Raw genomic sequence first — 24,298 nt, forward strand, 5'->3', positions numbered from 1 at the left:
CCGGCGGGACGGGGCTGCCTCCGGCACCGTCCGCCGGAGGCAGCCCCCGCGTGCCCCGAAGCGGCCGCCTCTCCGCCTCAGTGCACGCCGTGCGGGCGGAACTGGATGCTGATCCGCGGTCCCGTCGCGCGCGTGGTCTTCGGTACCGAGTGCTCCCAGGTGCGCTGGCAGGAGCCGCCCATCACGATCAGGTCGCCGTGGCCCAGCGGTCGCCGTACCGTCTCGCCCCCGCCGCGCGCCGGCCGCAGCAGCAGGTCGCGCGGAGCGCCCACGGAGAGGATCGCGACCATCGTGTCGTGGCTCGCGCCCCGGCCGCCCCGGTCGCCGTGCCAGGCGACGGAGTCCCGGCCGTCCCGGTAGTAGCACAGCCCCGCCGTGGTGAACGGCTCGCCGAGTTCGCCGGCGTAGTGCGCGCCGAGTGCCGCGCGCGCCTCCTCCAGCACGGGGTGCGGCAGGACGTTGTCCACGCCGTAGAAGGCCAGCAGCCGAGGTACGTCGACGACGTGGTCGTACATCGTGCGGCGCTCCGCCCGCCAGGGCACCTCGTGGGCCAGCTGTTCGAACAGGGTGTCGGAGGCGGTGAGCCAGCCGGGCAGTACGTCGATCCAGGCGCCGAGGCCGAGCGCGGTACGGCGGATCCTGTCGAGGGAGCCGAGCCGCAGCTGGTCGGTCTGGTCGAAGAGGGAGCCCTGGAGGTGCGGGGTCATGAATCCAGCGTACTCCTGATTCGAAAATCTGTTCCCATGGGATCTGTCGAGATGTTCGGCCTTCCCGTGCGCCCGCCTCTTTCGATACATTGGTGTATCGGATACATTCGTGTATCGAATGGAGGCGGACATGGCGGTGGAAGAGACGGCCAGGCGCGTGACCAAGCGCCGGGTCCGCACCCGTGCCAACCTCCTCGACGCGGCCTTCGCGGTCTTCGCCGCCAAGGGCTTCGGCCGGGTGTCGATCGAGGAGGTCTGCGAGGCCGCCGGCTACAGCCGGGGCGCCTTCTACTCGAACTTCGGCAGCCTCGACGAACTCTTCTTCGCGCTCTACCAGCAGCGCGCCGACCTGATCGCCGAACAGGTCGCCGGAGCCCTCGCCCTCGACGGACCGGGACTCGACGTGCCGGCCGCCGTCGACCGGGTGACCGAGGTGCTGCTCCTTGACCGGGACTGGCTGCTGGTCAAGACCGACTTCCTGGTCCACGCGGCCCGCGCCCCCGAGGTCGCCCGCACCCTGCTCGAACACCGGGCGCGGCTCAGGCGGGCGATCGCCGACCGGCTGGCACGCACGCGTGGGGAAGCCGCGCTGCCCGCCGTGCTGGTCGACGCGGAGGGGGCCGCCCACGCCGTGGTCGCCGCCTACGACGGGGTCACCGTCCAACTGCTGCTGGACGGGGACCTCGAGCGGGCCCGCGGCTGGCTCAGGCAACTGCTCACCGCGCTGCTCACCGACGGCAGCGACACCACCGTATGAGGGAAGGGACGGTCGCCATGGATGCCGACGTCATCGTCGTCGGAGCGGGGCTCGCGGGCCTGGTCGCGGCGCACGAACTCACCAGCCGCGGCAAGAGGGTCGCACTGGTCGACCAGGAGAACGCCGCCAACCTCGGCGGCCAGGCCTTCTGGTCGTTCGGCGGGCTCTTCCTCGTCGACTCCCCGGAACAGCGGCGCCTCGGCGTCAAGGACTCCTTCGACCTCGCCTGGAGCGACTGGCAGGGCAGCGCCGGGTTCGACCGCGTCGACGACGAGGACTCCTGGGCGGTGCGCTGGGCGCGCGCCTACGTCGAGTTCGCGGCCGGGGAGAAGCGGTCCTGGCTGGAGGGGCACGGCATCAAGTTCCTGCCCACCGTCGGCTGGGCCGAGCGCGGCGACCTGACCGCGCACGGACACGGCAACTCCGTGCCGCGCTTCCATGTGGCCTGGGGCACCGGCACCGGTGTCGTCGAGCCGTTCGCCAGGTACGCCAAGCAGGCCGCGCGGGACGGACTGCTGACCTTCCACCACCGCCACCAGGTCGACGAGCTCGTCGTCGAGGACGGCACCGCGCGGGGCGTGCGCGGGACAGTTCTCGCCCAGGACGACTCCGCGCGCGGGGTGGCCTCCAACCGCGACCCGATCGGCGAGTTCGAACTCACCGCCCAGGCCGTCGTCGTCACCACCGGGGGCATCGGCGCCAACCACGACATCGTCCGCCGCTACTGGCCCGCGCGGCTCGGCACCCCGCCCGCCGAGATGGTCACCGGCGTGCCCGCCTACGTCGACGGCCGGATGCTCGACATCAGCGCGGACGCAGGCGTCCGCCTGGTCAACCGCGACCGCATGTGGCACTACACCGAGGGCCTCCAGAACTGGGACCCCATCTGGCCCGGCCACGGCATCCGCATCCTGCCCGGCCCGTCCTCGATGTGGTTCGACGCCCTAGGCCGCCGACTGCCCGAGCCGTGCCTGCCCGGCTACGACACCCTCGGCACCCTCCGGCACCTGCGCACCACGGAGGACATCGCGGAGCACGGCCACTCCTGGTTCATCCTCACCCAGAAGATCATCGAGAAGGAGTTCGCCCTCTCCGGCTCCGAGCAGAACCCCGACATCACCGCCAAGGACCGCGCGGGCTTCCTCAAGGAGCGTGTCCTCGGCAAGGGCGCGCCCGGGCCGGTCGACGCGTTCCTGCGCAAGGGCGCGGACTTCGTGACCGCCCCGAACCTGGAGCAACTCGTCGAGAAGATGAACGGCCTCACGGACAAGGCCCTCCTCGACGCGGCCTCCATCCGCCGCCAGATCGAGGCCCGTGACCTCCAGATCGCCAACTCCTACAGCAAGGACGCCCAGGTGCAGGGCATCCGCAACGCCCGCCGCTACATCGGCGACCGCCTCGGCCGGGTCGCCACCCCGCACCGCATCCTCGACCCCGCGGCGGGCCCCCTGATCGGCGTCAAGCTGCACATCCTGACCCGCAAGACCCTCGGCGGCATCCAGACCGACCTCGACTCCCGCGCCCTGGGCACCGACGGCAAGCCGCTCGAAGGCCTGTACGCGGCGGGCGAGGTGGCCGGCTTCGGCGGCGGCGGCGTCCACGGCTACAACGCCCTGGAGGGCACCTTCCTCGGCGGCTGCCTCTTCTCCGGCCGCGCGGCGGGCCGGGCGGCGGCGAAGCAGGTCGGCTAGGGGCTGCGGCGGCGGGGCACACACCAGGTGTCCGCCCCGCCGCGTCCCACTCCCCGCGGCCCACCTAGGACCCCAACAGCCCTACCAGCACCGTGGCGTGGCTCTGTTCCGGTGTCTTCGACGCGGTCAGCAGGGTCATGTCGCCCTGGTGCGCAGACTCCCGCAGCCGGTCCAGGGACTCGATCGCCTCGGGCGCGGCCAGCTCCGCCTCGTACCGCTCGGCGAACTCCTCGTAGGAGCCCTCGCCCGCGTGGTACCAGCGGCGCAGCTCGGTCGACGGGGTGAGTGCCTTCGGCCACTCGTCCACGCGGGCCGCGTCCTTCGACAGGCCGCGCGGCCACAGCCGGTCGACCAGGACGCGGACGCCGTCCGCGGGCTCGGGCGGGTCGTAGACACGGCGGACGCGCACGCTCACGGCAGGCCTCTCGACGAAGTGCAGGGTGTGCCCGGAGCGTACTGTCCGACCTGCCGCGACTTGACCTGATCATGGGTGAGTCGCATCGTGCCCGGCCTTTAGGGTGAGGCGACCATTCGCCCCCCATCTGTAGGAGCGCACGTGCCGAAGGCCGCCAGACGCACCTTCGTCCTCGTCACCACCCCCGTCGCCCTCGTGGCCCTGATCGGCGCCGCGGCACCCGCGGCGACGGGTTCCAAGGGAGTGGGAGACCCCTACTTCCCGCTCGCCGGCAACGGCGGGTACCACGTCGAGCACTACGACCTGACGCTCGGTTACGACCCCGGCACCCGGCATCTCGACGGCAAGGCGGTCCTCACCGCCCGCGCCACCCAGCGCCTGACCCGCTTCGACCTCGACTTCAAGGGACTGACCGTCACCGGTCTGACGGTCGGTCACGCCAAGGCCGCCTTCCGCCGCGACGGACAGGAACTCGTCGTCACCCCGCGGCACGCCCTGAGCAAGGGCGAGCGCTTCTCCGTCACGGTCACCTACAAGGGCAAGCCGGGCCCCGTCAAAGACCCGGACGGCTCGCTCGACGGGTGGATCCCCACCGACGACGGCGCCTTCGTCGCCGGGGAGCCGCAGGGTGCGATGAGCTGGTTCCCGGCGAACAACCACCCCAAGGACAAGTCGTCGTACGACTTCACGATCACCGTGCCCAAGGGGCGCACCGCGGTCGCCAACGGCGTGCTGCGCTCCCAGCGGACCGCGCACGGGAAGACCACGTTCCGGTGGCGCCAGAGCGAGCCCATGGCCGCCTACCTGGCCACCGCGACCGTCGGGAAGTTCAAGGTCGAGCAGTTCACCACCCGCGACGGCATCCGCGTCTACAACGCCGTCGACGCGCGCGAGGCGGCCGCCGCGGCCCCCGTCCTCAAGAAGCTGCCCTCCGTCCTGGAGTGGGAGAGCAAGCTCTTCGGGCGCTACCCCTTCCGCGCCGCCGGCTCGATCGTGGACCGTGCCCCGAACGTCGGTTTCGCGCTGGAGACCCAGTCCCGTCCCGTCTACGACCGGGCGCCCGACCTGAGCACCCTCGTCCACGAGAACGCCCACCAGTGGTTCGGCGACTCCGTGTCGCTGACCTCGTGGAAGGACATCTGGCTCAACGAGGGCTTCGCGACCTACGCGGAGTGGCTGTACGCCGAGCAGCACGGCGGGGACAGCGCGCAGAAGGCCTTCGACGACCTGTATGCGAAGCCCACGAGCGACGACCTGTGGGAGTTCCCGCCCGGAAATCCCGGCAGTGGCGGCAACATCTTCGGTACCCCCGTCTACGCCCGCGGCGCCATGACCCTGCACGTGCTGCGCACGACCGTGGGCGACCGGGCGTTCTTCGGGATCCTGCGCGCCTGGGCCGGCGGACACCGCGACGGCCACGGCACCACCGCACAGTTCGAGCGACTGGCGGAGCACGTCTCGGGGAAGAAGCTTGACGGACTGTTCAAGACCTGGCTCTACACCCCGGGCAAGCCGAACCGGCCCTAGAACCTGACGAGTTTCTTACAACTGTCCGTCAGAGTCGCCTCATGATCACACGCAGAACCCACGTGGCCCTGCTCGCCGCATCCCTGCTTCTGACCGGATGCGGCGGCGGTGCCCTGGCCAGTACGGAGGGCGCGCCCGCGCCCGTGCGCGAGACTCCGGAGCCGGTGCCCACGCCCTCTCCGGAGATCTCCGTCGAGGTGGCTCCCCAGCAGATACCGGGCCTCGGCCCGAAGACCTGGGCGAAGGTACCGGACGACGCCCGGCAGGTCGTCGTCGTCACCGGAAAAGGCCGCGACTCCTCGGACTCGACCGTGGTCCTCCACCAGCGCACCGAGGCAGGCTGGCGGGCCGGCGAGAGCTGGCCCGCGCACAACGCCCTCAAGGGCTGGACCGCCCACCACCTCGCGGGCGACCTGCGCTCACCGATCGGCGTCTACACCCTCACCGACGCCGGAGGACTGCTGAAGAACCCCGGCACGAAGCTGCCGTACGACCGCTCCGGAAGCTTCACCGCACCCGGCACCGGCTTCGAGGGCGAGCCGCTGGCCGGATCCTTCGACTACGTGATCGCCATCGACTACAACCGGCGGCCCGGCACCTCCCCTCTGGACTGGACCCGTCCGATGGGCACGGGCCGTGGTGGCGGGATCTGGCTCCACGTCGACCACGGCGGCCCCACCCACGGCTGTGTGAGCGTCTCCGAGGAGCACATGAAGGAACTGCTCCGCGTCCTGGACCCCGGCCTCCACCCGGTCGTCGTCATGGGCGACGGCACCTCCCTGGCCCGCTGAAGCGCCTAGGATCCGCCGAGTGTGCGCACATGTGCTGGTCGCCGAGGACGACGAGATGCAGGCCGAACTCATACGGCGGTCCCTGCTCGCGGAGGGGCACACCGCCACCGTGGTCCACGACGGGCGGGCCGCCCTGGACGCGGCCCGGCGGACCGCCCCCGACCTCGTCGTCCTGGACCTGATGCTGCCCGTGATCGACGGCTTCGGGGTGTGCCGGGTGCTGCGCCGGGACGCCGACATCCCCGTCGTGATGCTCACCGCCCGCTCCGCCGAGGACGACGTCCTGCTGGGCCTGGAACTGGGCGCCGACGACTACATGACCAAGCCGTACAGCCCGCGTGAGCTGATGGCCCGCATCCGGACCGTCCTCAGACGCAGCGGCCGGAACGTGGCCGCCGGACCGCGCGAGGACCCCGTCGTGCGCGCCGGTGACCTCGCCGTCGACCCCGTACGGCACGAAGTCCACTGCGACGGAACCCCGGTGGAGTGCACGCCGGCCGAGTTCGAGATCCTGCTCGCCATGGCCGCCGAGCCCGAACGGGTCTTCTCGCGGCGGCAGTTGCTGGAGGTGACCCGGGGCACCGACCGGGCCTCCACCGAACGGGCCGTGGACGTGCACATCATGAACCTGCGCCGCAAGATCGAGGCCGATCCGCGCCGCCCGGCCCGGCTCCTCACGGTGTTCGGCGTCGGCTACAAGCTGAGCGGCGGTCGCGGATGACCCCCTGGCGCAGGCAACGGGCGAGCGTCCGGATACCCCTGCACAAACGGCTGCTGGTGCGGCTGCTGATCACGTCCGGGCTCATCGCCGTGTGCTCGGTGGCCGCGACGGCCTGGCTGGCCGTGGCCACCACCACCCAGGCCCTGCGCGAGGAACAGGGCCAGGCGCTCGCCGACGACATGGAGGTCCTCGCCGACCTCAGCGGGTACGCGGCGACCCATCCCGACTGGACCGGTGTGGCCGCCACTGTGCGGAGACTGTCCGAGCGGACTGGCCGGCGCATCGCCCTGACCACCTCCGACCGCCGGGTCATCGCCGACTCGGCGCCGCGCGGGACGTCCCTGCCACCGAGCGCGGCCGCCGCCGTGGACCCGCTGCACACCGACACCTACAGCGAGCGCGGCGCCCAGATCCCCGGCATCGACCCGCGAGCGGTGGGCCCGTACCGCCTCCCCGAGAAGGAACGTGTCACGGTCGCCGCCCTGGCTCGCAAGCGGCAACTGTGCTTCTCCCGGCACGGTCTGGAGACCCGGCTGAAGAAGATTCCCGGTGGACGGACGGCCCTCACCGATCCGGACAGCGGTTCCGCCCCCGCCTACGTGCCCGACGCCTGCGCCGACGGACTCCTCAACACCCCCACCCCGACGGAGGAGAAGGCGACCAGGGCGCTCCAGGGGCTCGCCCGGGACTGCCTGAGCAAGGCCGGACTGAGCGGTGGGATCGCCGTGCCGGTCGGGAGCGAGCTGGGCGGGGTGGACGCGCGCGACCCCCTGTCGGGAAAACTCGGCGACAAGGAGAGGCGCCTGGCTCAGCCCTGCGTCGACGAGGCCCGCCGTACCCAGCTCGACCCCTACGTGGCACCCGCGGCCGAACTCTTCCTCGGCACCGGGGACACCCCTGCCGTGCTCTTCGACATGTCCCCGGGCAACAAGGCCAAGGTCGTCGGCACCGCCGCCCTGGTGCTCGCCGTCACCGTCGCCGCGACCGCCCTGGTCGCCGGCCGGCTCGTAAGGCCGCTGCGGGCGCTCACCGCGGCGGCCCAGCAACCCCCCGAACTCCACGTCCGGGTGCCCGTCACCACCCGGGACGAGACCGGCATCCTCGCCGCCGCCTTCAACGACCTGACCGAACGCCGTGAGCGTCTCGAAGCCCAGCGCAAGGCGATGGTCAGCGACATCGCCCACGAACTGCGCAGCCCGCTCACCAACATCCGCGGCTGGCTGGAGGTCACCCGGGACGGCGTCGTCGAACCCGACCCGGCGCTGCTCGCCTCGCTGCACGAGGAGTCGCTCGTCCTCCAGCGCGTCATCGACGACCTCCAGGACCTCGCGGCCGCCGACGCCGGCACGCTGCGTCTGCACCGCGAGCCGGTGCGCTGCGACGAACTGCTCCAGCAGGTGGCGGCGGCCCACCGGGTCGCCGCCCAGGTGGAGTTGCGCACCCGGGCCGAGGACGCGCTGTGGCTGGACGCCGACCCCGTGCGGATGCGTCAGGCCCTCGGCAACCTGGTCTCCAACGCACTGCGGCACACCCCGCCCGACGGCACGGTCACCCTGTCCGCGCGCCGGGACGGCGACGAGGTCGTGCTGGCGGTCGCCGACACCGGCTCGGGCATCGCACCCGAGGACCTGCCGCACGTCTTCGACCGGTTCTGGCGCGCGGAGAAGTCCCGCAGCCGCCGTACCGGAGGCTCCGGGCTCGGTCTGGCCATCGTCCGCCATCTGGTCGCCGCCCACGGCGGCACGGTCGACGCGGCGAGCGAGCCCGGCAAGGGCAGTGTCTTCACGCTGCGGCTGCCCGGCGGCCCGACACCGTAGCGAGGTCCCCGATTCCCTCCGTGGCCTGCGGGTACTCCGTAGAACCGCGAGGGACAGGGAGGTCACGGAGATGGACGAGCCGGACGGGCTGCCGGTGGTGCGGACACTGGCGGAACTCGCGGACCTGGCCGGGCGTTACGAGCGGCTGTACGTCCGCTGGTCGCGCGGCCCCGCGGTCGACCTGGCCCGCTCGTCCAGCACCGACGACCTCACCGGGCTGGCCCTGCCGGGGCTCTCGGCCAACCCGCTCGACATGGAGGAGTGGTGGCAGGGGCGGCCGGCGCGACTGTGGGTGGCCCGCCGTCTGTACGACTACTCCCATCTGCCGCACGACAAGGGCCCCGGGGTACGCCCCTGGGTGCTCCAGGGGTGCGAGCAGGGCCGGGGACCGGACAACGAGCCGCTCGTCGCGGACGTGCGGCCGATGTGCTGGATCGATCCCCAGGTCATCGACGAGGCACGGGACGCGGTGGACGGCCAGGAGACGGCCTGGGGACCACTGCGCCGTACGGGCCCCTGAGCGGGGCGGCCCGGACAGCGGCTCCCGACGCGGGAACGGGCCCGGTCCGGCGCCAGGTCCGGACTCGTTGCCGAACCGGACCTGGCGCTGAACCGGGCCCGCCGTCCATCCGGCCCGCTCAGCCCGACCTTCTCCGTGCGGCACTCGCCCGCCGCGCCATCGCGCGGCGTTCCGTCTCGCTGGTGCCGCCCCAGACGCCGATGCCCTGTCCCGTCTCCAGGGCCCACTCGAGGCACTGCTCCTGGACGGGGCAGCGCCTGCACACGGACTTGGCCTGCTCCGTCTGTCCCACAGCGGGTCCGGTGGTGCCGATCGGGAAGAAGAGATCGGGGTCCTCATCGCGGCACGCGGCATGGGTTCGCCAGTTGTCCATCAAAAGTCACCTGCGATCGAAGTCGTACGTGCCCTCGTGCATGCCTTACTCGCTTTCGGGTGACCTGTCGATGCGCCGTGAAACAAACGGGTCCCGTGGGACCCCTCCCGGTCACTGCTCGCGGATGCCCCACGGGGAGCCGTACGCGCTCAGCAACTCCAGGAAGGGGCGGGCCGGGAAGGCCTCCGGCCCCAGCACGCCGGTGCCCGACCAGGCGCCGCCGGCGAGGAGTTCGAGGGCGACGACCGGGTTCACGGCCGTCTGCCACACCACGGCCTGGCTGCCGTACTCCGCCATGGACCACTGGTTGTCGACCACGTGGTAGAGGTACACCTCGCGCGCCGAACCGTCCTTGACGCCCTTCACCCACGTCCCCGCACAGGTCTTGCCGTGCATCCGCTCGCCCAGCGTCGCCGGGTCGGGCAGACAGGCGGCGACGACGTCCCGGGGCGAGACCGTGACCGGCCCGGCGGCGCTCGGCACGGTCACCGGCTCGGTCCGGTCCAGGCCCAGCAGGTGCAGGGTCCTCAGCGTCTCGACGAACTCGCGGCCGAGGCCGTACTTGAAGGTGACCCGGCGCGCGCCCACCCAGCGCGGGACGAGCAGCACCTCCTCGTGCTCCACGTTGACGCACTCGACCGGGCCGATGCCCTCGGGGAAGTCGAAGACCTCGGGCTCGCTGAAGGGTTCCGTGGTGAACCAGCCGCGGTCGGCCTCGTACACCACGGGCGGGTTCAGACACTCCTCGATGGTGGTCCAGATGCTGAAGGAGGGCGCGAAGTCGTAGCCGTCGACGGTGAGGTTCGCCCCGTCGCGGACACCGATCTCCTCGATCTCGTCGAACAGTTCGTCGGCCGCGTACCGGGCGAAGACGTCGGAGAGTCCCGGCTCCACCCCCATGCCGACCAGGGCGAGACCTCCCGCCTTCTCCCACTCCTCGGCCAGCGCGAACTGCTCGTCGCCGAGCTTGACCCCGCATTCCTGGTAAGGGCGTGAGGGGTGCGGCCGGGAGAGGGACATCGCCATGTCGACATAGGTCGCCCCGGCGGAGCCGGCCGCCCGGAACAGGGGCATGACGAACCGGGGATCGGTGGCGTTGAGCAGGACGTCGCAGGAGTGCCGTTCCAGCAGGGCGATCACGGCCGACTCGTCACTCGCGTCCACGCGCTCGGCGGTGAACCGGCCGGCCCGCTCGCCGAGCGCCGCGACGGCTGCCTCGGCGCGTGCCGGGTCGTAGTCGGCGACGACCATGGCGTCGAAGAAGGGGCGGCGGGCGGCGATCCGGGTGATGGCGGTGCCGACGCCGCCGGCACCCACGAGCAGGACACGCATGACGATAACTCCCTGTTTCGGATCGAAGGTCGCGGATGTACGGGGCCCCTGCGGGAGATACAACGCCGTGCGCTCGTTTAAGGTCAATGGCGTTGGCATAAGGAGGCCGGTGATGCCCAAGCCCGTCGTACCCGAGGAGAAACGCCGCCGTCGCCGGCCCACCAGGAGCGGCACGGTGCTGTCGGAGCGGCTGATTGTCGAGACCGCCCTGCGCATGCTCCGCGAGCACGGCAGCACCGGTCTCACCGCCCGCCGCCTGGGCCTTGCCCTGGACGCCGACCCGAGCACGCTGTACCGCTACTTCCGCGGCATGGACGACCTGACGCTGGCGATCGGGGACGCACTGATCGGACAGGCGCTGGCGGGCTGGGAGCCGGCGGGGGAGTGGCGGCGGGACCTGCGCGAGGTGGGCCTGCGCATCCACGCCGCGTACGTGGCCCACCCGCAGGCCGCCCTGCTGACGACGAGTCGGGTCACCGGCCGGGCGAACGAACTGGCGGCGGACGAGGCGGTCCTCGACGTCCTGCGCACGGCGGGCTTGCCGCTCGCCGACACCGTCCGGATCTACCACGCCTTCATCGACCAGACGCTGGCCTTCGCGGCGCTGGACGCGGCGTCCCTGGCCCTGCCGAGCGCGGCGCTCCACGCCGATGAGAACCAGTGGCGCTCGACGTATGCCCGTCTGCCGGACGACCGGTACCCCCGTATCGCGGAGGCGGCTCCCCTGCTGGCGGTTCGCATGGTCACCAGCGCCTACCCGACGGCTCTGGACATGATCCTCGACAGTGTGGAGAAGCAGCTGGGTTGCGCCCCTTCTGGGGCGCGGGGAACCGCGCGACCAGCCACAACGGACCTCAGGCCACCCGACGGCAGGTCATCGCAGGGCCGCTGAAGCCCCCGCGGCCACCGCCTGCGCCACCGCGGCCAGCGCGGGGGAGTCCAGCTTCCACTGCTGCCAGTACAACGGGACGTCGACCGGCCGGTCCGGCGCCAGCGCGACCAGCCGCCCCTCCCGCAGCAGCGTGACCGCCTGCACCTCCGGCACCATCCCCCACCCCAGCCCGAGCGCGACCGCCTCTACGAACCCCTCCGACGTGGGCACGGCATGGCGCGCCGCGCTCGCACCGGCGAAACCCAGCTCCCGCAGGAACCCGTCCTGGATGTCGTCGCTCCGGTCGAAGGTGACCACCGGCACCTCCCCGAGCCCGGCGACCGACACCCCGCCGAGCCACCGCTCGACGAACTGGGGACTCGCCGCCGCCAGGTACCGCATCCGCCCCAGCGGCCGTACGGAACACCCCGCCACCGCTTCCGCCGAGGACGTCACCGCCGCCATCACCGCCCCCTCCCGCAGCAGCTCAGCCGTCCGCTTCTCGTCCTCGCGCAGCAGCTCGAAACAGAGCCGGTCCCTTTCGGGGACCCGGGTCAGGGCCTCCAGGAACCAGGTCGCCAGCGAGTCGGCGTTCACCGCGACCGAGACCCGGGTGACCTCCCCCTCGCCGGGCATCCCCAGCTCGGCGAGCGCGTCCCGTTCCAGCCGCGCCAGCTGCCGCGCGAAGCGCACCACCACCTCGCCCGACTCGGTCACCCGCACCGGCTTCGTCCGCACCAGCAGCACCCGCCCCGTGCGCTGCTCCAGGGCCTTGACCCGCTGGCTCACCGCCGACGGCGTCACGTGCAGGGCCGCCGCCGCGGCGTCGAACGTGCCCTCGTCGACCACGGCGAGCAGCGTCCGTACCTGATCCAGAGGCAGTTCGGTCATCATCACGTCAGCTAATGATACGTAAGAATCTTTAGCTGTACGTACGGTGATCGTCTCCGTACCGTCGAAGCCATGCCAGCCTCTCTGTCCGCCGCTGCCGCCGGGTTCGGCACCGGCCTCTCGCTCATCGTTGCCATCGGTGCCCAGAACGCCTTCGTCCTGCGCCAGGGCATCCGCCGCGACGCGGTCCTCGCCGTCGTCGGGATCTGCGCCCTGTCCGACGCCGTGCTCATCGCCCTGGGCGTCGGCGGGGTCGGTGCCGTGGTGGTCGCCTGGCCGGGCGCGCTGACCCTGGTGGGCTGGATCGGCGGGGGATTCCTGCTCTGCTACGGCGCCCTCGCCGCCCGCCGGGTCCTGCGGCCGGGGGAGTCGGGGCTGCCGACGGAGGGCGCTGCGGCGGGCTCCCGCCGCCGCGCGGTGCTGACATGTCTGGCGATGACCTGGCTCAACCCGCACGTCTACCTCGACACGGTGTTCCTGCTCGGCTCCGTCGCCGCCGACCGGGGCCCGCTGCGCTGGACCTTCGGGCTCGGCGCGATGCTCGCCAGCCTGTGCTGGTTCGCCGCGCTCGGGTTCGGGGCCCGCCTGCTCAGCCGCTTCCTCGCCAGGCCGGCCGCCTGGCGGTTCCTGGACGGGCTGGTCGCCGCGACGATGATCGCCCTCGGCGCCACGCTCGTGGCCGGAGCGTGAAGTCCACGCCCTGGTGTCCCACGAGCTGAGACATCGCGCTTCGAACTCCTGGGCGATGCTGCGATAGTGATCCCCGGACCCGATAGATGTAACGAGCAACCAGGACACGCGTGGACACCGGCGAGAGCAGCACCGAACCCCAGGCCTCCCTCGCGGACACCGCACCGCCGCCCCGGCGCGGCTGGCGCCGCTGGGCCATGGACACCCGCCCGCTGCGCATCCCGGCCTATCGCCGCCTGTGGAGCTCGACGATCGTCACGGCTGTCGGCAGCCAGCTCACCGCCGTCGCGGTGCCCAAGCAGATCTATGACATCACCGGTTCCTCGGCCTGGGTCGGCGCCGCGAGCATGGCCGGGCTGCTGCCGCTGATCGTGTTCGCGCTGTGGGGCGGCGCGGTCGCGGACGCCATGGACCGCCGCAAGCTGCTCCTGATCACCAACAGCGGCATCGCCGTCACCTCGGTCCTGTTCTGGCTCCAGGCCGTGACCGGGCTCGACTCGGTGGCCGCCCTGATGGGTCTGCTGGCGGTGCAGCAGGCCTTCTGGGGCCTCAACTCCCCGGCCCGCAACGCCTCCATCGCCCGTCTGGTGCCCGAGGACCAGCTGCCCGCCGCCAACGCCCTCGGCTCCACCGTCATGCAGACCGGCCAGGTCATGGGGCCGCTGCTCGCGGGTGTCCTGATCCCGGTCATCGGTCTGCCGGAGCTGTACCTGCTCGACGCGCTCGCGCTGTGCGTGACGGTCTGGGCCGTGTACCGGCTGCCCTCCCTGCCGCCCCTGGCGACGGCTCTGGCCCGCCGGGCGGGCGTGCGCGAGATCGCCGAGGGCTTCCGGTACATCTCCGCGCACAAGGTGCTGCTGCTGTCCTTCCTCGCCGACATCGTCGCCATGGTCTTCGGCATGCCCCGGGCGCTGTTCCCGCAGCTCGCCTCCGAGAAATACGCCCCCTACGGTGAAGGGTTCGCGCTGGGCCTGCTGTTCGCCGCCATTCCGATCGGCGCAGTGGTGGGCGGTTTGTTCTCGGGCACGTTCTCCCGGGCCCGGCGGCACGGCTGGATGGTCATCGGCGCGGTCGTCGCCTGGGGTGCGGCCGTCACCGGGTTCGGGCTGAGCCGCAGTCTGTGGCTGGCCGTGGTCTTCCTCGCGGCGGCCGGGGTCGCCGACATGGTCTCGATGGTCTTCCGCGGGGCCATCCTGCTCTCCGCCGCCACCGACGAGATGCGCGGCCGCATGCAAGGCGTCTTCACCGTCGTGGTCGCGGGCGGCCCGCGCCTGGCCGACGTCCTGCACGGCACCGCGGGATCGGTCTTCGGGCCGCATGCCGCGGTGGCCGGCGGCGGCCTCCTGGTCGTCGCCGTGATGCTGGGCCTCGCTTTCGCGTTCCCTGCACTGCGCCGCTACCGGATCTGAGTCCCGCAGAGCGTCCCGCGCCTACAGCGCGCTTCTGCGGCGCGAGCCGTACTGCTCCATCAGCTTGCCCCGTGTGGTCTCCAAACGGTGGGCCAGGATCTCCGCCACGCTGCGCACCAGGATCATCCCGAGCTGGGGATCCTCCTCGCACAGCCGCAGCACGGCGGACGCGTCGAACTCGTAGGCCCGCACCGGGCTGAAGGCCTCCGCGCCGAAATCCCACAGGTACGGCGGGAACAGCCAGGACCAGCCGAGCAGGTCGCCGGAGCCGAGTGCGGCGACGGTGACCCGGTGCTGGGGTGTCACCTGTTGGGTCAGCGACACCGCCCCGGAGCGGATGACCCAGAAGCGGTCGGCCGTGCCGCCCGCCTCGAAGATGTGGTGGTCCTCCGGGAAGGAGACCTCCCTGGCGAGCGTCATCAGGCTCTGGCGCTGCGGCTGCGGCAGTGCGTTCAGCAGTTTCGTCGCTTTGGTCATGACGCGGGGCTCCTCGCCGGCCAGGGATTCCGGTGTTGTGCCTATGCCCATTTCAGCGGCTGCCGCCGTCCGGGGCACCTCGGCGGAGGTGAGGATCTGCCCACGGCATGGAAAAGCCCTGGCTGGACGGGGGAGGCCAGCCAGGGCAGTCAGAGGTGGTGCGGAGGAGGGTATCGACCCCGTCACCACGTATGGATGAACCGTAAACCATCCATGGTGATTTCGCGCAATCCCGTGCGGGGTGAGTGACCGGTTTCACTCGGAACCGGCGTTTACCACCCTGATCGTCTCAAACGTCGCATCGGCCGGATCGGGGAGGTTCATGCCCGCGGCCAGTCCGGTCCGCAGATACTCCAGCACCGGCTCGGTCAGCAGTTCGCCGGGCAGCACGGCCGGGATCCCCGGGGGATACGGCGTGACCATCTCCGCCGCGATCCGTCCCGCGGCCTCGCCGACCGGAACGTTCTCAGCCGGCCCGAAGAACGCGTCCCGGGGCAGCCGCACCTGCTCCAGCCGCAGCTCGGACGGCGGCGGCACCGCCACCCGCGGGGCCGGCCCCAAGTCGGGTGCCGCCCGGACGAGATCCCTGAGCGCGTCGAGCAGCTGGCCGGTGGTCTCCTCGTCGTCGCCATGGGTGATCTGCATGCCGATGCGACGGTGGTCGGTGAGGTGGGCATCGATGCTCCGGTGCTCGCGCAGCCAGTCCGCCGCCTGGTACCCGGTGATCCCGAGCCCCGTGACGTCGATGACGCCGGGCAGCGGATCGAAGTCGTCGGCGAGACCGGGCCCGCAGAAGTCGTCCCGGTCGTTGACGTGCAGCCCCTCGATCTCCTCGATGGCGGCCCGGACCCGGGCCGCCAGATCCAGCGCCCCGCCCATCAACTCCTTGCCGTGCAGGGCCATCTGCCGCCGCCAGCCGTCGATCCCGGCGTACAGCAGCACCGACGGGCTGGTCGACCCCAGCAGGTCGGCGCGCATCTTCAGCAGGTCCGGCGGGACGAGATCGCCCTGGAGGTGGAACACGGAACCCTGTTCGAGGCCGCTTCCCATCTTGTGGATGCTGGTCACGCAGATGTCGGCGCCCGCGTCCATGGCCCAGCTCGGCAGATCGGGGTGGAAGGGCAGATGCGCCCCCCATGCCTCGTCCACGATCAGCGGCACCGAACGGCGGTGGCACACCTCGGCGATGTCCTCCAGCGCCGCGCAGCCGCCGTACGGCGTCGGGCTGACGACAAGGGCGCCCTTCGCGTCCGGGTGGGCCTCGAAGGCCCGCTCGAAGTCGGCGGCGGACGGCGGGTGGGCGAGATGACGTTCGGCGTCCCACCGCGGATCGACCCACACCGGCTCGATCCCGGACAGGATCAGCCCCGACACCACCGACTTGTGGGCGTCCCGTCCGATCAGCAGCTTCTCGTGCGGGCCCGCGACGGCCAGCATCGCCGCCTTCACCGACAGGGAACTCCCACAGGTGGTGAAGAAGGTGTGCTCCGCGTGCACCGCGTCGGCCAGCAGCTCCTCGGCACGCTCCAGCACCCGCCCGCGGGTCAGCCGGTCGTCCAGACCGCCCGAGGCCAGGACATCGCCGAGGAAGACCGCGTCGCCCAGCACCTCCCGCACCGCGGGGTCGGCCCCACGTGCCTGTTTGTGGCCCGGCGGAGCGAACGCCAACTGTCCCTGACGGTGGAAATCGGCCAGGGCTTGGAGAACCGGTGCTTCGGTGTGGTCGACAGTCATGGGCCGCCGGGTGCCCGGACCCGGCCCGCGTCAATCAGCCCCCGTCGGACCCCGCCGACGGCCCCCGGCTGCCCGGTCGCAGCACCTCGTCCAGCACCCGGGTCACGGCCTCGTAGGCCAGCGTGCGTACGGCTGCGTCCCGGGCGGCGCCCGTGTCGGCGGGCCCGAGCTCCTCGCTGCGGGCCCGCCACGACCGCTCCTCCTCGGCCGCACAGGCCCGGGCTCGCTGGATACGGCGCAGCAGTTCGTCTGAGTCCACGACATCCGTCATGCAGACCGCGTACCCGTCCTGAGCCGACGAATGACCCGGACATCCACCCGAGACAGGGAGGTTTGACCAGGCGCGCAAAGGTCAGCCGATTACAGGAGGCCCACGGAGAGCAGGCACCGCAGACCGCGGTCACCGTGTTCGCGGGCCCGGGCCGGGCCCGGCTTCTGCTGCACAGACCAGACAGCCAGTCGAATCACCGATCAGGAGCCACGTCATGTGCGACGAGCACAGGACCGACGTCACCCCCGAATCCTCCGTGGCGTTCCGACCAGCACCGCCGCGCCCCAACCGGCCGGCCGAGGCACGCCGCGCCGTCGCACAGGCCGTGTCCGAGCGGTGCCGCGCCACCCATATGCCCTGCGACGAGCAGGCCCTCTCGGACGCCCTGCTCGTCACCTCGGAACTCACCACCAACGCCATCCTGCACGGCGGCGGCATCACCGGCTTCGACGTGTGCGTCGAGGGGCGGGATGTACGTGTCTCGGTGAGCGACCGCAGCACCGCGCTGCCGGTCGCCAAGGAACCCGTCGACCGGCAGGGCCGGTGGCGGCCGGGCGGCCGCGGCTGGCCCATCGTGTGCCGGCTGGCCCACGACGTCCGTGTCACCGACCTGCCCACGGGCGGCAAGTGCATCACCGCGATGGTGCCCCTGAGCTGATCCGACACTGCTGGGAAAGCTCCGGAAACGGAGTTTCGACAGCGGTGTTTGCGTCGCATGCAGCAGGGCAGACGCAGTTTCGTGCTTCGGACCGGAGGCGCGCCAGCGGGAGCCGTACGGCTTGCTGCGGGCCCCTCTTCGGCGGTCCCGGCGGCCCTCCTCCCGCGGTCAGTCCCTGAACCCGTTCTTCAGGAGCGAATCCGCATGCTCACCGACACGTCGACCAGCCGTCCCACCACCCAGGACCGCCCCGCCGCCAACAGGCGGCGGCACGACGACGCCCCCGACACCATGGCCCAGTTCGCCCGGCTGGCCGGGCTGGCGGAAGGACCCGAGCGAGACGCCCTGCGCGACGAGCTCGTCACCGCCTGGCTGCCCATGGCCCACCGCATCGCGGGCCGGTTCCGCGACCGCGGCGAGTCCCTCGAGGACCTGCGCCAGGTCGCGGCCCTCGGGCTCGTGAAGGCCATCGACCGGTTCGAACCGGAACGAGGAGCCTTCGAGAGCTACGCCGTGCCCACCATCACCGGCGAGGTCAAGCGTCACTTCCGCGACCGCATGTGGGCCCTGCGGGTGCCCCGCCGGGTGCAGGAACTGCGCAACAAGGTGCGGTTGGCCCGACGCGAACTCACCCAGAACCCCGGCTCCCCGGAGCCGTCCCCCGCCGACCTCGCCGCCCACACCGGCCTCACCGAGGAAGAGGTCACCACCGGTCTGGAGGCGCTGGAAAGCTTCAGCACCCTGTCCCTGGACGCCGAGCTCTCGGCCGGCGACGACGGCTACAGCCTCGCGGACACCCTGGGCGGCCCCGACACGTCGTACGACGTGGTGGTCGACCGCGAGTCCGCGAAGGAAGGCCTGCGCAGGCTGCCCGAGCGCGAGCGCGCCATTCTCTACATGCGCTTCTTCGAGGACATGACCCAGAGCCGCATCGCCGACCAGCTCGGCATCTCCCAGATGCACGTCTCCCGGCTCATCAGCCGCAGCTGCGCACGGGTACGCGACGAGGCGCTGGCCGACCGGGCGAGGCGGCAGGCCACCGACGGCACGGCCGGGGCCTGAGGGGACGAGGGGGGGAAGACAGATGCTGATACCCGATCCCGCGTTCCTGCGCGGGCTCGTCGAGGAGTACGAGGCACTGCGGGCCGCGGAGGCCCGGACGGCCGCCGAGCCCGGCCCTCGCGCGCGGGACCTCGCCTACACGCTCTGCGTGGTGACCGGGACCCGGGACGTGCAGCCGGCGCTGGAGACCGCCCACCAACTCCTCGGGGCCGTCCCCGACCGCGCCCGAACCGCCGACTGACCGTATGACGTGCGATCGCCCGCCCTGGGCATCCGTAACCCAGGATGCGATCGCCCGCCCAGGGCATCCGTAACCCAGGAGTGGACATGAACACTGCCTCCATGGCGCAGACCGGCCGGACCGGAGCCAGACGCGCGGCGCGCGGCTCCGTGACGAAGGGTGCCGCCCGCGTCGGCTTCACCGCCCGCGGTGTGATCTACCTGCTGGTCGGCGTCTTGGCGCTCCAGATCGCCTTCGGCGACGGCAAGCGCCAGGCCGACCGCGGCGGCGCCCTCGCCACCCTCGCCGACAAGCCCTTCGGCTCGGTCGTCCTGTGGGCGCTGGGCATCGGGCTCGCCGGGATGGCCCTGTGGCGGCTGTCCGAGGCGGTGTTCGGCGCGGCCGGGCCCGACGGCCGCAAGGCCGGCAAACGGCTGATGTCGGCCGGGCGCTTCCTCTTCTACGCCTTCGTCGCCTACTCCGTCCTGTCCTTCGCCGCGGGTTCCGGTTCCGACGGCAGCGGTTCCAGCGACAAGCAGTCCAAGGACGTCACCGCCCGGGTCCTCGAGTGGCCCGGCGGGCAGTGGATCGTGGGCGTCGCGGGCGTGGGCGTCGCGGTGGCGGGCCTGTGGATCGCGGGCCGGGCGTTGATGCGGTCGTTCCACGACAAGCTCAAGCTCCACGAGATGAGCCCGCGGGTCCGCAAGCTGGTCGACGTGACCGGGGTGGGCGGTGGAGCGGCGCGCGGCGTGGTGTTCGCCGCGGCCGGCGCGTTCGCCGTCCGCGCGGCTGTCGACTACGAGCCGGACAAGGCGAAGGGCCTCGACGACACGCTCCGTTCGTTCGTCGACACCCCGCTGGGACCCTGGCTGCTGGTCCTGGTCGCGGCCGGTCTGGTGCTGTTCGGGGTGTTCTCGTTCGCGATGGCCCGCTGGCGGCGGGTCTGATCGGCGGCTCGTGGGGAACCCGAGGTGTATGAGCGAACCCGAGCTTCCGCCCGACGGTAGGCCCGTGGACGTCTACCTGGACCTTCTGCGCATCCGCATGCCCTCGGAGGACTACGAGCTGCTGCTCAGCGTGGTCCGTCCGGTGCTGCGGGCGATCGACGAACAACAGCTGCCCGCCCTGGACTTCGCCCTCGAGGACAGTCAACAGGACGGGCTGCCCCAGGAGATCCGCGACGAGGCCGCCCTGGTCATCGCCACCGCCGTCACCGGGCGCATGGACAACAAGGTGATCGAACTCCACGTCGACGAGCGGACCGAACCGATCCGGGTGGTCACCGACGCGGACACCGCCGACGACCCGGTGCGGCTCGGCGAGATCGCCGAGTACATCCGGGAACGCAGGCGGCTCGACGACGAGTTGCGGGGCATCGCCGAGGTGAGCGGTCTGCCCACGGACCTCTGAGCGCCCGACGGATCTCTGAACGCCCAGGCGTTCGTTACCTCCGAGGCGCCGAAACCGGCACGTGCAGCGGCCGGGCCAGACCCACCAGGGTCTCGTCCAGCCGCTGCACGTGCCGCAGCACGCGGTCGGTGACCCGGCCGAACCGCGGGGTGCCGGGAACCTCGGTGTCCAGCAGCGAGGCGATGCTCGGCCCGGTCTCGACCGCGGCGGTGGAGCGGTCGTCGCGCACATGCGCTGCGATCGCCGCGATGTTGTCCCCGATGCGCCGGCCCGCCCGCCGCAGCCGGGGATCCGCCGCGATCGAGGGGTGCGTGGGCAGCAGTTCGGCCGTCGCCGCCAGGGAACGCGCGTGGTACGCGCAGGTCTCCAGCAGCGCCACCACATAGCGGGCCGTGTCCCGGCGGGCCCGCAGCGGCGTGATCGGATGCGTGAGCGGCTGGGTGGCCGACCGTAGATCCGCCAGCGCCTGGTCCAGGTCGCGCGCCTGGTCGAGCAGTTCGACCGGGGTGCCGCCGCTGAGCTGGTCCACGGCGGCCTCGGTGACCTCGTCGAGCCGCTCCAGGACGGTGACGAGCAGGTCGTTGGTACGGCGGTCCGTGCGCACCGGCAGGACGAACGCCGCCGCGATCACCCCGCAGGCCGCGCCGAGCGCGGTCTCCTCCACCCGCAGCACCAGCACCGAGAGGCTGTAGGTGTGCAGCAGGGTGTAGAGCAGGCCCAGGGCGGCGGTGACGAAGAACGACATCAGCGTGTAGGACAGCGGCGCGGTGTAGAACATCGCGAACACCAGCACCAGCACCAGGGCGAACGCGGTCCAGGTGTGTTGCCCGACCGACCCGGCCAGCACGATCCCGGCGAGCACGCCGAGGACCGTGCCCAGCAGCCGGCGGTAGCCCTTGACCAGGATCTCCCCGGTGGACGAGGTGTTGAGGAAGACGATCCAGCAGGTCAGCACGGCCCAGTACCAGCGCTGGCTGGACAGGAACTCACCGCCCACGATGGCGAGCGAGGACCCCACGGCCACCTGCACCGCGGCCCGGGTGGTGGGCCGCCGGAGCCCCGTCAGCTCCTCCGGCGCCGCGCCGTCCGCCTTGCCGGCGTCGATGACGGCGTCCTCGGCGTCCAGCTCCTCGCGCGAACGGGCCGTTTCGGGGGAGTCGTCCGACTCGTCCTGCGGACCGTCCAGGGCGATCCTGAGGCCGAGGACCGCTCGCGCGGTCTCCCCGATGCCCCGGAAGACGTCCTGGACGGCGGGCGGTGCGGGGGGCAGCCGGTCCTCCTCGCGGTAGCCCAGCAGCCGGTTGCGCACCTGGGACAGCGCGGTACCGGACCGGGCAGCTGCCGGACGGAGCACCAGGAGCCGCAGCGCCTCCAGATCCCGCCGCACCTGTGCCATCGCCTCGTCCCGGCCCGGCATCCGCCCCGCCCGCGGGGCCGGTGCGCCCGGCAGATGCAGGGTCAGGGTGTCCGCCCGCTCGGCGCTGCGGGCCGTCAGCAGCAGCAGGCCGAGCCGCTCGGCGGCGATCTCGGCGTCCGCGATCCGCCGCTGCACCAGCCGTGCCGTGGCCTCGTCGGCGGTCCCCTCCTCCAGCCGCCCCTGGATCATCAGCGCTGTCTCGTGCAGCCGCGCGGTCCCCTCCCGTACGGTCTCCAGCACCTCGTCGATCTCCTCGGGCCCGGCGTCGAGGAGCCCGAGCTGTGCGGACACCAGCTGGGCGAGCCGGGCGCGGAAGGCCTCCCGCAGCCGCTCAAGGAGGCCCGCCGGGGTCTCCGGCACCAGCAGGAACCGCGCCGCCGCGCTGCACAGGAAGGCCACGCAGAGGACGCCGTACAGCTCGGGCAGGCCGGAGACCGTGGCGCCGACGAACAGGGACACGAAGTAGACCTGGAAGCCGATCAGGCCGAGGGCGGTGCCCCGTTCGCCGAAGCGGCGGCCGTAGACGGCACAGAAGATCAGCGCCACGAAGAACAGGTCACCGGCCACCACTCGGGAACTCAGCAGCGCCCCCAGCGACATGGAGACCAGCGCCAGCGGCAGGCCCAGGGCGAGGGTCACGGCCTGCGAGGAGCGCTGCTTCTCCCGGATGGCGAAGGTCGCGACCATGGCCGCGATGGCGCCCGCCACCAGATGCCGGACGCTCACGCCCGCCAGACCCAGGACTGCCAGCGTGAGCGCGATCGCCACCACCGTGCGCAGACCGGCCGCCAGCCGCAGCAGCCCCGGATCCGACGCGGCGACTCGGTCCCGCAGCCTCGCTGTGTTCACTCCGCCGTACTCGCTCCCGTGTCACGTCATGATCCGTTTCCAGCATGGCACGGCGAAGCGGATCACTTCCCTCCGGCCTCGGCGAGGGTGTGCGCCGCGCCTACGGTCCATGTGCCGTGTCAGCGGGGAGGAGCGGATCAGTTCCTGCCACTCGGCTACGGGGCGGCCGTACTTCGGGGGGACGCTGTGCTGTCCCTCCTACGACCGCCGACCGGCCGGAAACCGGTCGGCGGTCCGGGGTGACGTGCGCCATACCTACGGGTCCAGTCGCTTCGCTCCCTCGACCTGGGCGCGGAGCTGTTCCGGGTTCAGATAGGCGTCGGTGTACTCGAAGTCCTTCAGCTTGGCGGGCTTGCGGGCCTGGAAGCCGGTGCGGACGAAATCGTCGCCCGCGATGGCGTTGAGCGTCCAGTTCGTCGCCACCCGGACCTTGGCGACGTTGGTGCGCAGCGCCGCCCAGTGGTAGCCGCGCGCCGCGAACTGGGCGGGCAGGCCGCGGAGTTCGATGCCGAGCGGCTTGGAGACGGCGTCCGTGCCGCCGAGGTCGACGACCAGGCCGAGGTCCTTGTGGACGTACGGCTTCAGCGCCTGGCCCCGCAGCGTCGCGATGACGTTGTCGGCGACCACCTTGCCCTGCCGCATGGCGTGCTGGGCTGTGGGCGGGCACACCGCGCTGTCGTCGTCCTTGGCCTTGTCGGGCACGGCGGCGGAGTCTCCGAGCGCGAACACCCCGTCCTGGCCCGGCAGGGTCATCTCGGCCGTCACGGCGAGGCGTCCGCGCACCGTCTCGGCGCCGAGCGTGGCGATCAGGGGGCTCGCGACGACCCCGGCGGTCCAGATCAGGGTCCTGGTGGGGACGACCCGCCCGTCGGTGAAGGTGACCTCGTCCGGACCCGCCTTCGCGATGGACACGCCCAGCGACACGTCGATCCCGCGTCGGCGCAGGATCTCCTGCGCGCTGCGGCCCAGCTTGTCGCCCAGCTCCGGCATCAGCTTCGGGGCGATGTCGATCAGATGCCACTTGATCAGCGCGGGGTCGATCCGCGGGTAGCGCTTGACCGCCGCGTGCGTGAGCTTCTGGAGGCAGGCCGCGGTCTCGGTGCCGGCGTAACCGCCGCCGACGACCACGAACTGGAGCCGTGCCTCGCGCTCGGCGGGGTCGTGGCTGGCGTCGGCCAGGTCCAGCTGGGAGATGACGTGGTCGCGGATGTAGGCGGCCTCGGCCAGCGTCTTCATGCCGAAGGCGTGCTCGGTGAGGCCGGGGATGTCGAAGGTACGGGTGATGCTGCCGGGCGCCAGCACGATGTAGTCGTACGGCTCGTTGACGATCTCGTCCGTGATGGTCCGGATCACACAGACCTTGGACCTGAGATCCACGCCGATCGCACCGCCCGGGATGATACGGGTGCGGTACTTCTTGCTGCGGCGCAGGGAGACGGCGATCGACTGCGGCGTCAGCACGCCGGAGGCGACCTGGGGCAGCAGGGGGAGATAGAGCTGGTAGGCGAACGGCGTCACCAGGGTGACGTCTGCCTCGTCCGGCGAGAGCTTGCGTTCCAGCCGGCGCACGCACTCGACACCGGCGAAGCCGGCGCCGACCACCAGGATCCTGGGTCGTGTCACGGTGTTCATCCCTTTCTGCGGCTCCAGGCGGTCTGCCTCGAACGCCCTTCGTCTGCCCATGCGGA

At 71.8% G+C, this 24,298-nt stretch carries 25 protein-coding genes and 1 pseudogene; 15 read left to right on the top strand and 11 right to left on the bottom strand.

What is annotated here, in order from left to right; all coding sequences use genetic code 11:
• Positions 1–77: 77 nt before the first annotated feature.
• Complete coding sequence (locus IF54_RS0133915; protein WP_030325867.1) at positions 78–707, bottom strand: alpha-ketoglutarate-dependent dioxygenase AlkB family protein; 630 nt, start codon at positions 705–707, stop codon at positions 78–80.
• A gap of 130 nt (positions 708–837) precedes the next feature.
• Here IF54_RS0133915 and IF54_RS0133920 point away from each other — a divergent pair, with 130 nt between their 5' ends.
• Both IF54_RS0133920 and IF54_RS0133925 read left to right on the top strand, forming a co-directional pair.
• Entirely contained in the window at positions 838–1,464 is a 627-nt protein-coding gene (locus IF54_RS0133920) for a TetR/AcrR family transcriptional regulator (RefSeq protein ID WP_030325868.1), read from the top strand.
• A gap of 17 nt (positions 1,465–1,481) precedes the next feature.
• Positions 1,482–3,155 (top strand): FAD-binding dehydrogenase, encoded by a 1,674-nt coding sequence (locus IF54_RS0133925; RefSeq protein ID WP_030325869.1) that lies wholly within the window; start codon positions 1,482–1,484, stop codon positions 3,153–3,155.
• A gap of 64 nt (positions 3,156–3,219) precedes the next feature.
• Here the strand turns inward: IF54_RS0133925 and IF54_RS0133930 are convergent, their stop codons facing one another.
• The gene (locus tag IF54_RS0133930; protein ID WP_030325870.1) at positions 3,220–3,570 is read right to left on the bottom strand and encodes a DUF488 domain-containing protein; all 351 of its coding nucleotides are present in this window, start codon (positions 3,568–3,570) and stop codon (positions 3,220–3,222) included.
• Between the two features lie 141 nt (positions 3,571–3,711).
• On the opposite strand from IF54_RS0133930, the gene IF54_RS0133935 reads away from it, so the two are divergent.
• From IF54_RS0133935 to IF54_RS0133955, 5 genes are all read left to right on the top strand, one after another.
• Positions 3,712–5,097 (top strand): M1 family metallopeptidase, encoded by a 1,386-nt coding sequence (locus IF54_RS0133935; RefSeq protein WP_030325872.1) that lies wholly within the window; start codon positions 3,712–3,714, stop codon positions 5,095–5,097.
• 41 nt (positions 5,098–5,138) lie between these two features.
• Positions 5,139–5,888 (top strand): L,D-transpeptidase family protein, encoded by a 750-nt coding sequence (locus IF54_RS0133940; RefSeq protein WP_030325873.1) that lies wholly within the window; start codon positions 5,139–5,141, stop codon positions 5,886–5,888.
• Between the two features lie 19 nt (positions 5,889–5,907).
• Positions 5,908–6,609 carry a response regulator transcription factor gene (locus IF54_RS0133945; RefSeq protein WP_051735640.1) on the top strand — a complete coding sequence of 234 codons (702 nt, stop codon included), beginning with the start codon at positions 5,908–5,910 and terminating at the stop codon, positions 6,607–6,609.
• Positions 6,606–8,426, top strand: a complete 1,821-nt coding sequence (locus tag IF54_RS0133950) for a sensor histidine kinase (protein ID WP_030325876.1) — start codon at positions 6,606–6,608, stop codon at positions 8,424–8,426. Before IF54_RS0133945 ends, IF54_RS0133950 begins: the two co-directional genes overlap by 4 nt.
• A gap of 70 nt (positions 8,427–8,496) precedes the next feature.
• The gene (locus IF54_RS0133955; RefSeq protein ID WP_030325879.1) at positions 8,497–8,946 is read left to right on the top strand and encodes a DUF6098 family protein; all 450 of its coding nucleotides are present in this window, start codon (positions 8,497–8,499) and stop codon (positions 8,944–8,946) included.
• A 118-nt stretch (positions 8,947–9,064) separates the two neighbouring features.
• Here the strand turns inward: IF54_RS0133955 and IF54_RS0133960 are convergent, their stop codons facing one another.
• The gene (locus tag IF54_RS0133960; RefSeq protein WP_030325883.1) at positions 9,065–9,319 is read right to left on the bottom strand and encodes a WhiB family transcriptional regulator; all 255 of its coding nucleotides are present in this window, start codon (positions 9,317–9,319) and stop codon (positions 9,065–9,067) included.
• 111 nt (positions 9,320–9,430) lie between these two features.
• Positions 9,431–10,651 (bottom strand): saccharopine dehydrogenase family protein, encoded by a 1,221-nt coding sequence (locus tag IF54_RS0133965; RefSeq protein WP_030325885.1) that lies wholly within the window; start codon positions 10,649–10,651, stop codon positions 9,431–9,433.
• A 112-nt stretch (positions 10,652–10,763) separates the two neighbouring features.
• On the opposite strand from IF54_RS0133965, the gene IF54_RS0133970 reads away from it, so the two are divergent.
• Complete coding sequence (locus IF54_RS0133970) at positions 10,764–11,543, top strand: TetR/AcrR family transcriptional regulator (protein WP_078852196.1); 780 nt, start codon at positions 10,764–10,766, stop codon at positions 11,541–11,543.
• On the opposite strand, the gene IF54_RS0133975 is transcribed toward IF54_RS0133970, so the two are convergent.
• Positions 11,526–12,416 carry a LysR family transcriptional regulator ArgP gene (locus tag IF54_RS0133975; protein ID WP_030325891.1) on the bottom strand — a complete coding sequence of 297 codons (891 nt, stop codon included), beginning with the start codon at positions 12,414–12,416 and terminating at the stop codon, positions 11,526–11,528. The two genes, IF54_RS0133970 and IF54_RS0133975, sit on opposite strands and share 18 nt — an antisense overlap.
• Positions 12,417–12,485: 69 nt before the next feature.
• Here IF54_RS0133975 and IF54_RS0133980 point away from each other — a divergent pair, with 69 nt between their 5' ends.
• Positions 12,486–13,103, top strand: coding sequence for a LysE/ArgO family amino acid transporter (locus IF54_RS0133980; protein WP_030325893.1), 618 nt, complete (start codon positions 12,486–12,488; stop codon positions 13,101–13,103).
• A 110-nt stretch (positions 13,104–13,213) separates the two neighbouring features.
• Entirely contained in the window at positions 13,214–14,512 is a 1,299-nt protein-coding gene (locus tag IF54_RS0133985) for an MFS transporter (RefSeq protein ID WP_030325895.1), read from the top strand.
• A gap of 21 nt (positions 14,513–14,533) precedes the next feature.
• On the opposite strand, the gene IF54_RS0133990 is transcribed toward IF54_RS0133985, so the two are convergent.
• From IF54_RS0133990 to IF54_RS0134000, 3 genes are all read right to left on the bottom strand, one after another.
• Entirely contained in the window at positions 14,534–14,989 is a 456-nt protein-coding gene (locus IF54_RS0133990; RefSeq protein WP_030325896.1) for a cyclic nucleotide-binding domain-containing protein, read from the bottom strand.
• Between the two features lie 255 nt (positions 14,990–15,244).
• Entirely contained in the window at positions 15,245–16,723 is a 1,479-nt protein-coding gene (locus IF54_RS0133995; protein ID WP_030325897.1) for an aminotransferase class I/II-fold pyridoxal phosphate-dependent enzyme, read from the bottom strand.
• A 34-nt stretch (positions 16,724–16,757) separates the two neighbouring features.
• Positions 16,758–16,994 (bottom strand): hypothetical protein, encoded by a 237-nt coding sequence (locus IF54_RS0134000; protein ID WP_030325899.1) that lies wholly within the window; start codon positions 16,992–16,994, stop codon positions 16,758–16,760.
• A 214-nt stretch (positions 16,995–17,208) separates the two neighbouring features.
• Between IF54_RS0134000 and IF54_RS0134005 the strand changes: the two genes are divergently transcribed.
• From IF54_RS0134005 to IF54_RS0134025, 5 genes are all read left to right on the top strand, one after another.
• Positions 17,209–17,652: an ATP-binding protein gene (locus IF54_RS0134005; protein WP_030325900.1), complete on the top strand. Its 444-nt coding sequence runs from the start codon at positions 17,209–17,211 to the stop codon at positions 17,650–17,652.
• Between the two features lie 204 nt (positions 17,653–17,856).
• Complete coding sequence (locus IF54_RS0134010; protein WP_030325902.1) at positions 17,857–18,714, top strand: SigB/SigF/SigG family RNA polymerase sigma factor; 858 nt, start codon at positions 17,857–17,859, stop codon at positions 18,712–18,714.
• 22 nt (positions 18,715–18,736) lie between these two features.
• Positions 18,737–18,955, top strand: coding sequence for a DUF5133 domain-containing protein (locus tag IF54_RS0134015; RefSeq protein WP_030325904.1), 219 nt, complete (start codon positions 18,737–18,739; stop codon positions 18,953–18,955).
• An 86-nt stretch (positions 18,956–19,041) separates the two neighbouring features.
• A complete protein-coding gene (locus tag IF54_RS0134020; protein WP_030325906.1) occupies positions 19,042–19,881 on the top strand; it encodes a DUF1206 domain-containing protein in 840 nt (279 codons plus the stop codon).
• Positions 19,882–19,909: 28 nt separating this feature from the next.
• Positions 19,910–20,344, top strand: coding sequence for a hypothetical protein (locus IF54_RS0134025; RefSeq protein ID WP_030325908.1), 435 nt, complete (start codon positions 19,910–19,912; stop codon positions 20,342–20,344).
• Between the two features lie 34 nt (positions 20,345–20,378).
• On the opposite strand, the gene IF54_RS0134030 is transcribed toward IF54_RS0134025, so the two are convergent.
• The 3 genes and pseudogenes from IF54_RS0134030 to IF54_RS0134035 all read right to left on the bottom strand — a co-directional run bounded on the left by IF54_RS0134030 (position 20,379) and on the right by IF54_RS0134035 (position 24,242).
• Entirely contained in the window at positions 20,379–22,610 is a 2,232-nt protein-coding gene (locus IF54_RS0134030; protein ID WP_030325910.1) for an FUSC family protein, read from the bottom strand.
• A 105-nt stretch (positions 22,611–22,715) separates the two neighbouring features.
• Positions 22,716–22,796, bottom strand: a pseudogene (locus IF54_RS43700) (DUF4287 domain-containing protein); the annotation flags it as partial.
• A 69-nt stretch (positions 22,797–22,865) separates the two neighbouring features.
• Entirely contained in the window at positions 22,866–24,242 is a 1,377-nt protein-coding gene (locus IF54_RS0134035; protein WP_030325911.1) for an NAD(P)/FAD-dependent oxidoreductase, read from the bottom strand.
• Positions 24,243–24,298: the final 56 nt, after the last annotated feature.

The sequence above is a fragment of the Streptomyces sp. NRRL B-3229 genome (assembly GCF_000719505.1).
Classification (GTDB): Bacteria; Actinomycetota; Actinomycetes; order Streptomycetales; family Streptomycetaceae; genus Streptomyces; species Streptomyces griseorubiginosus.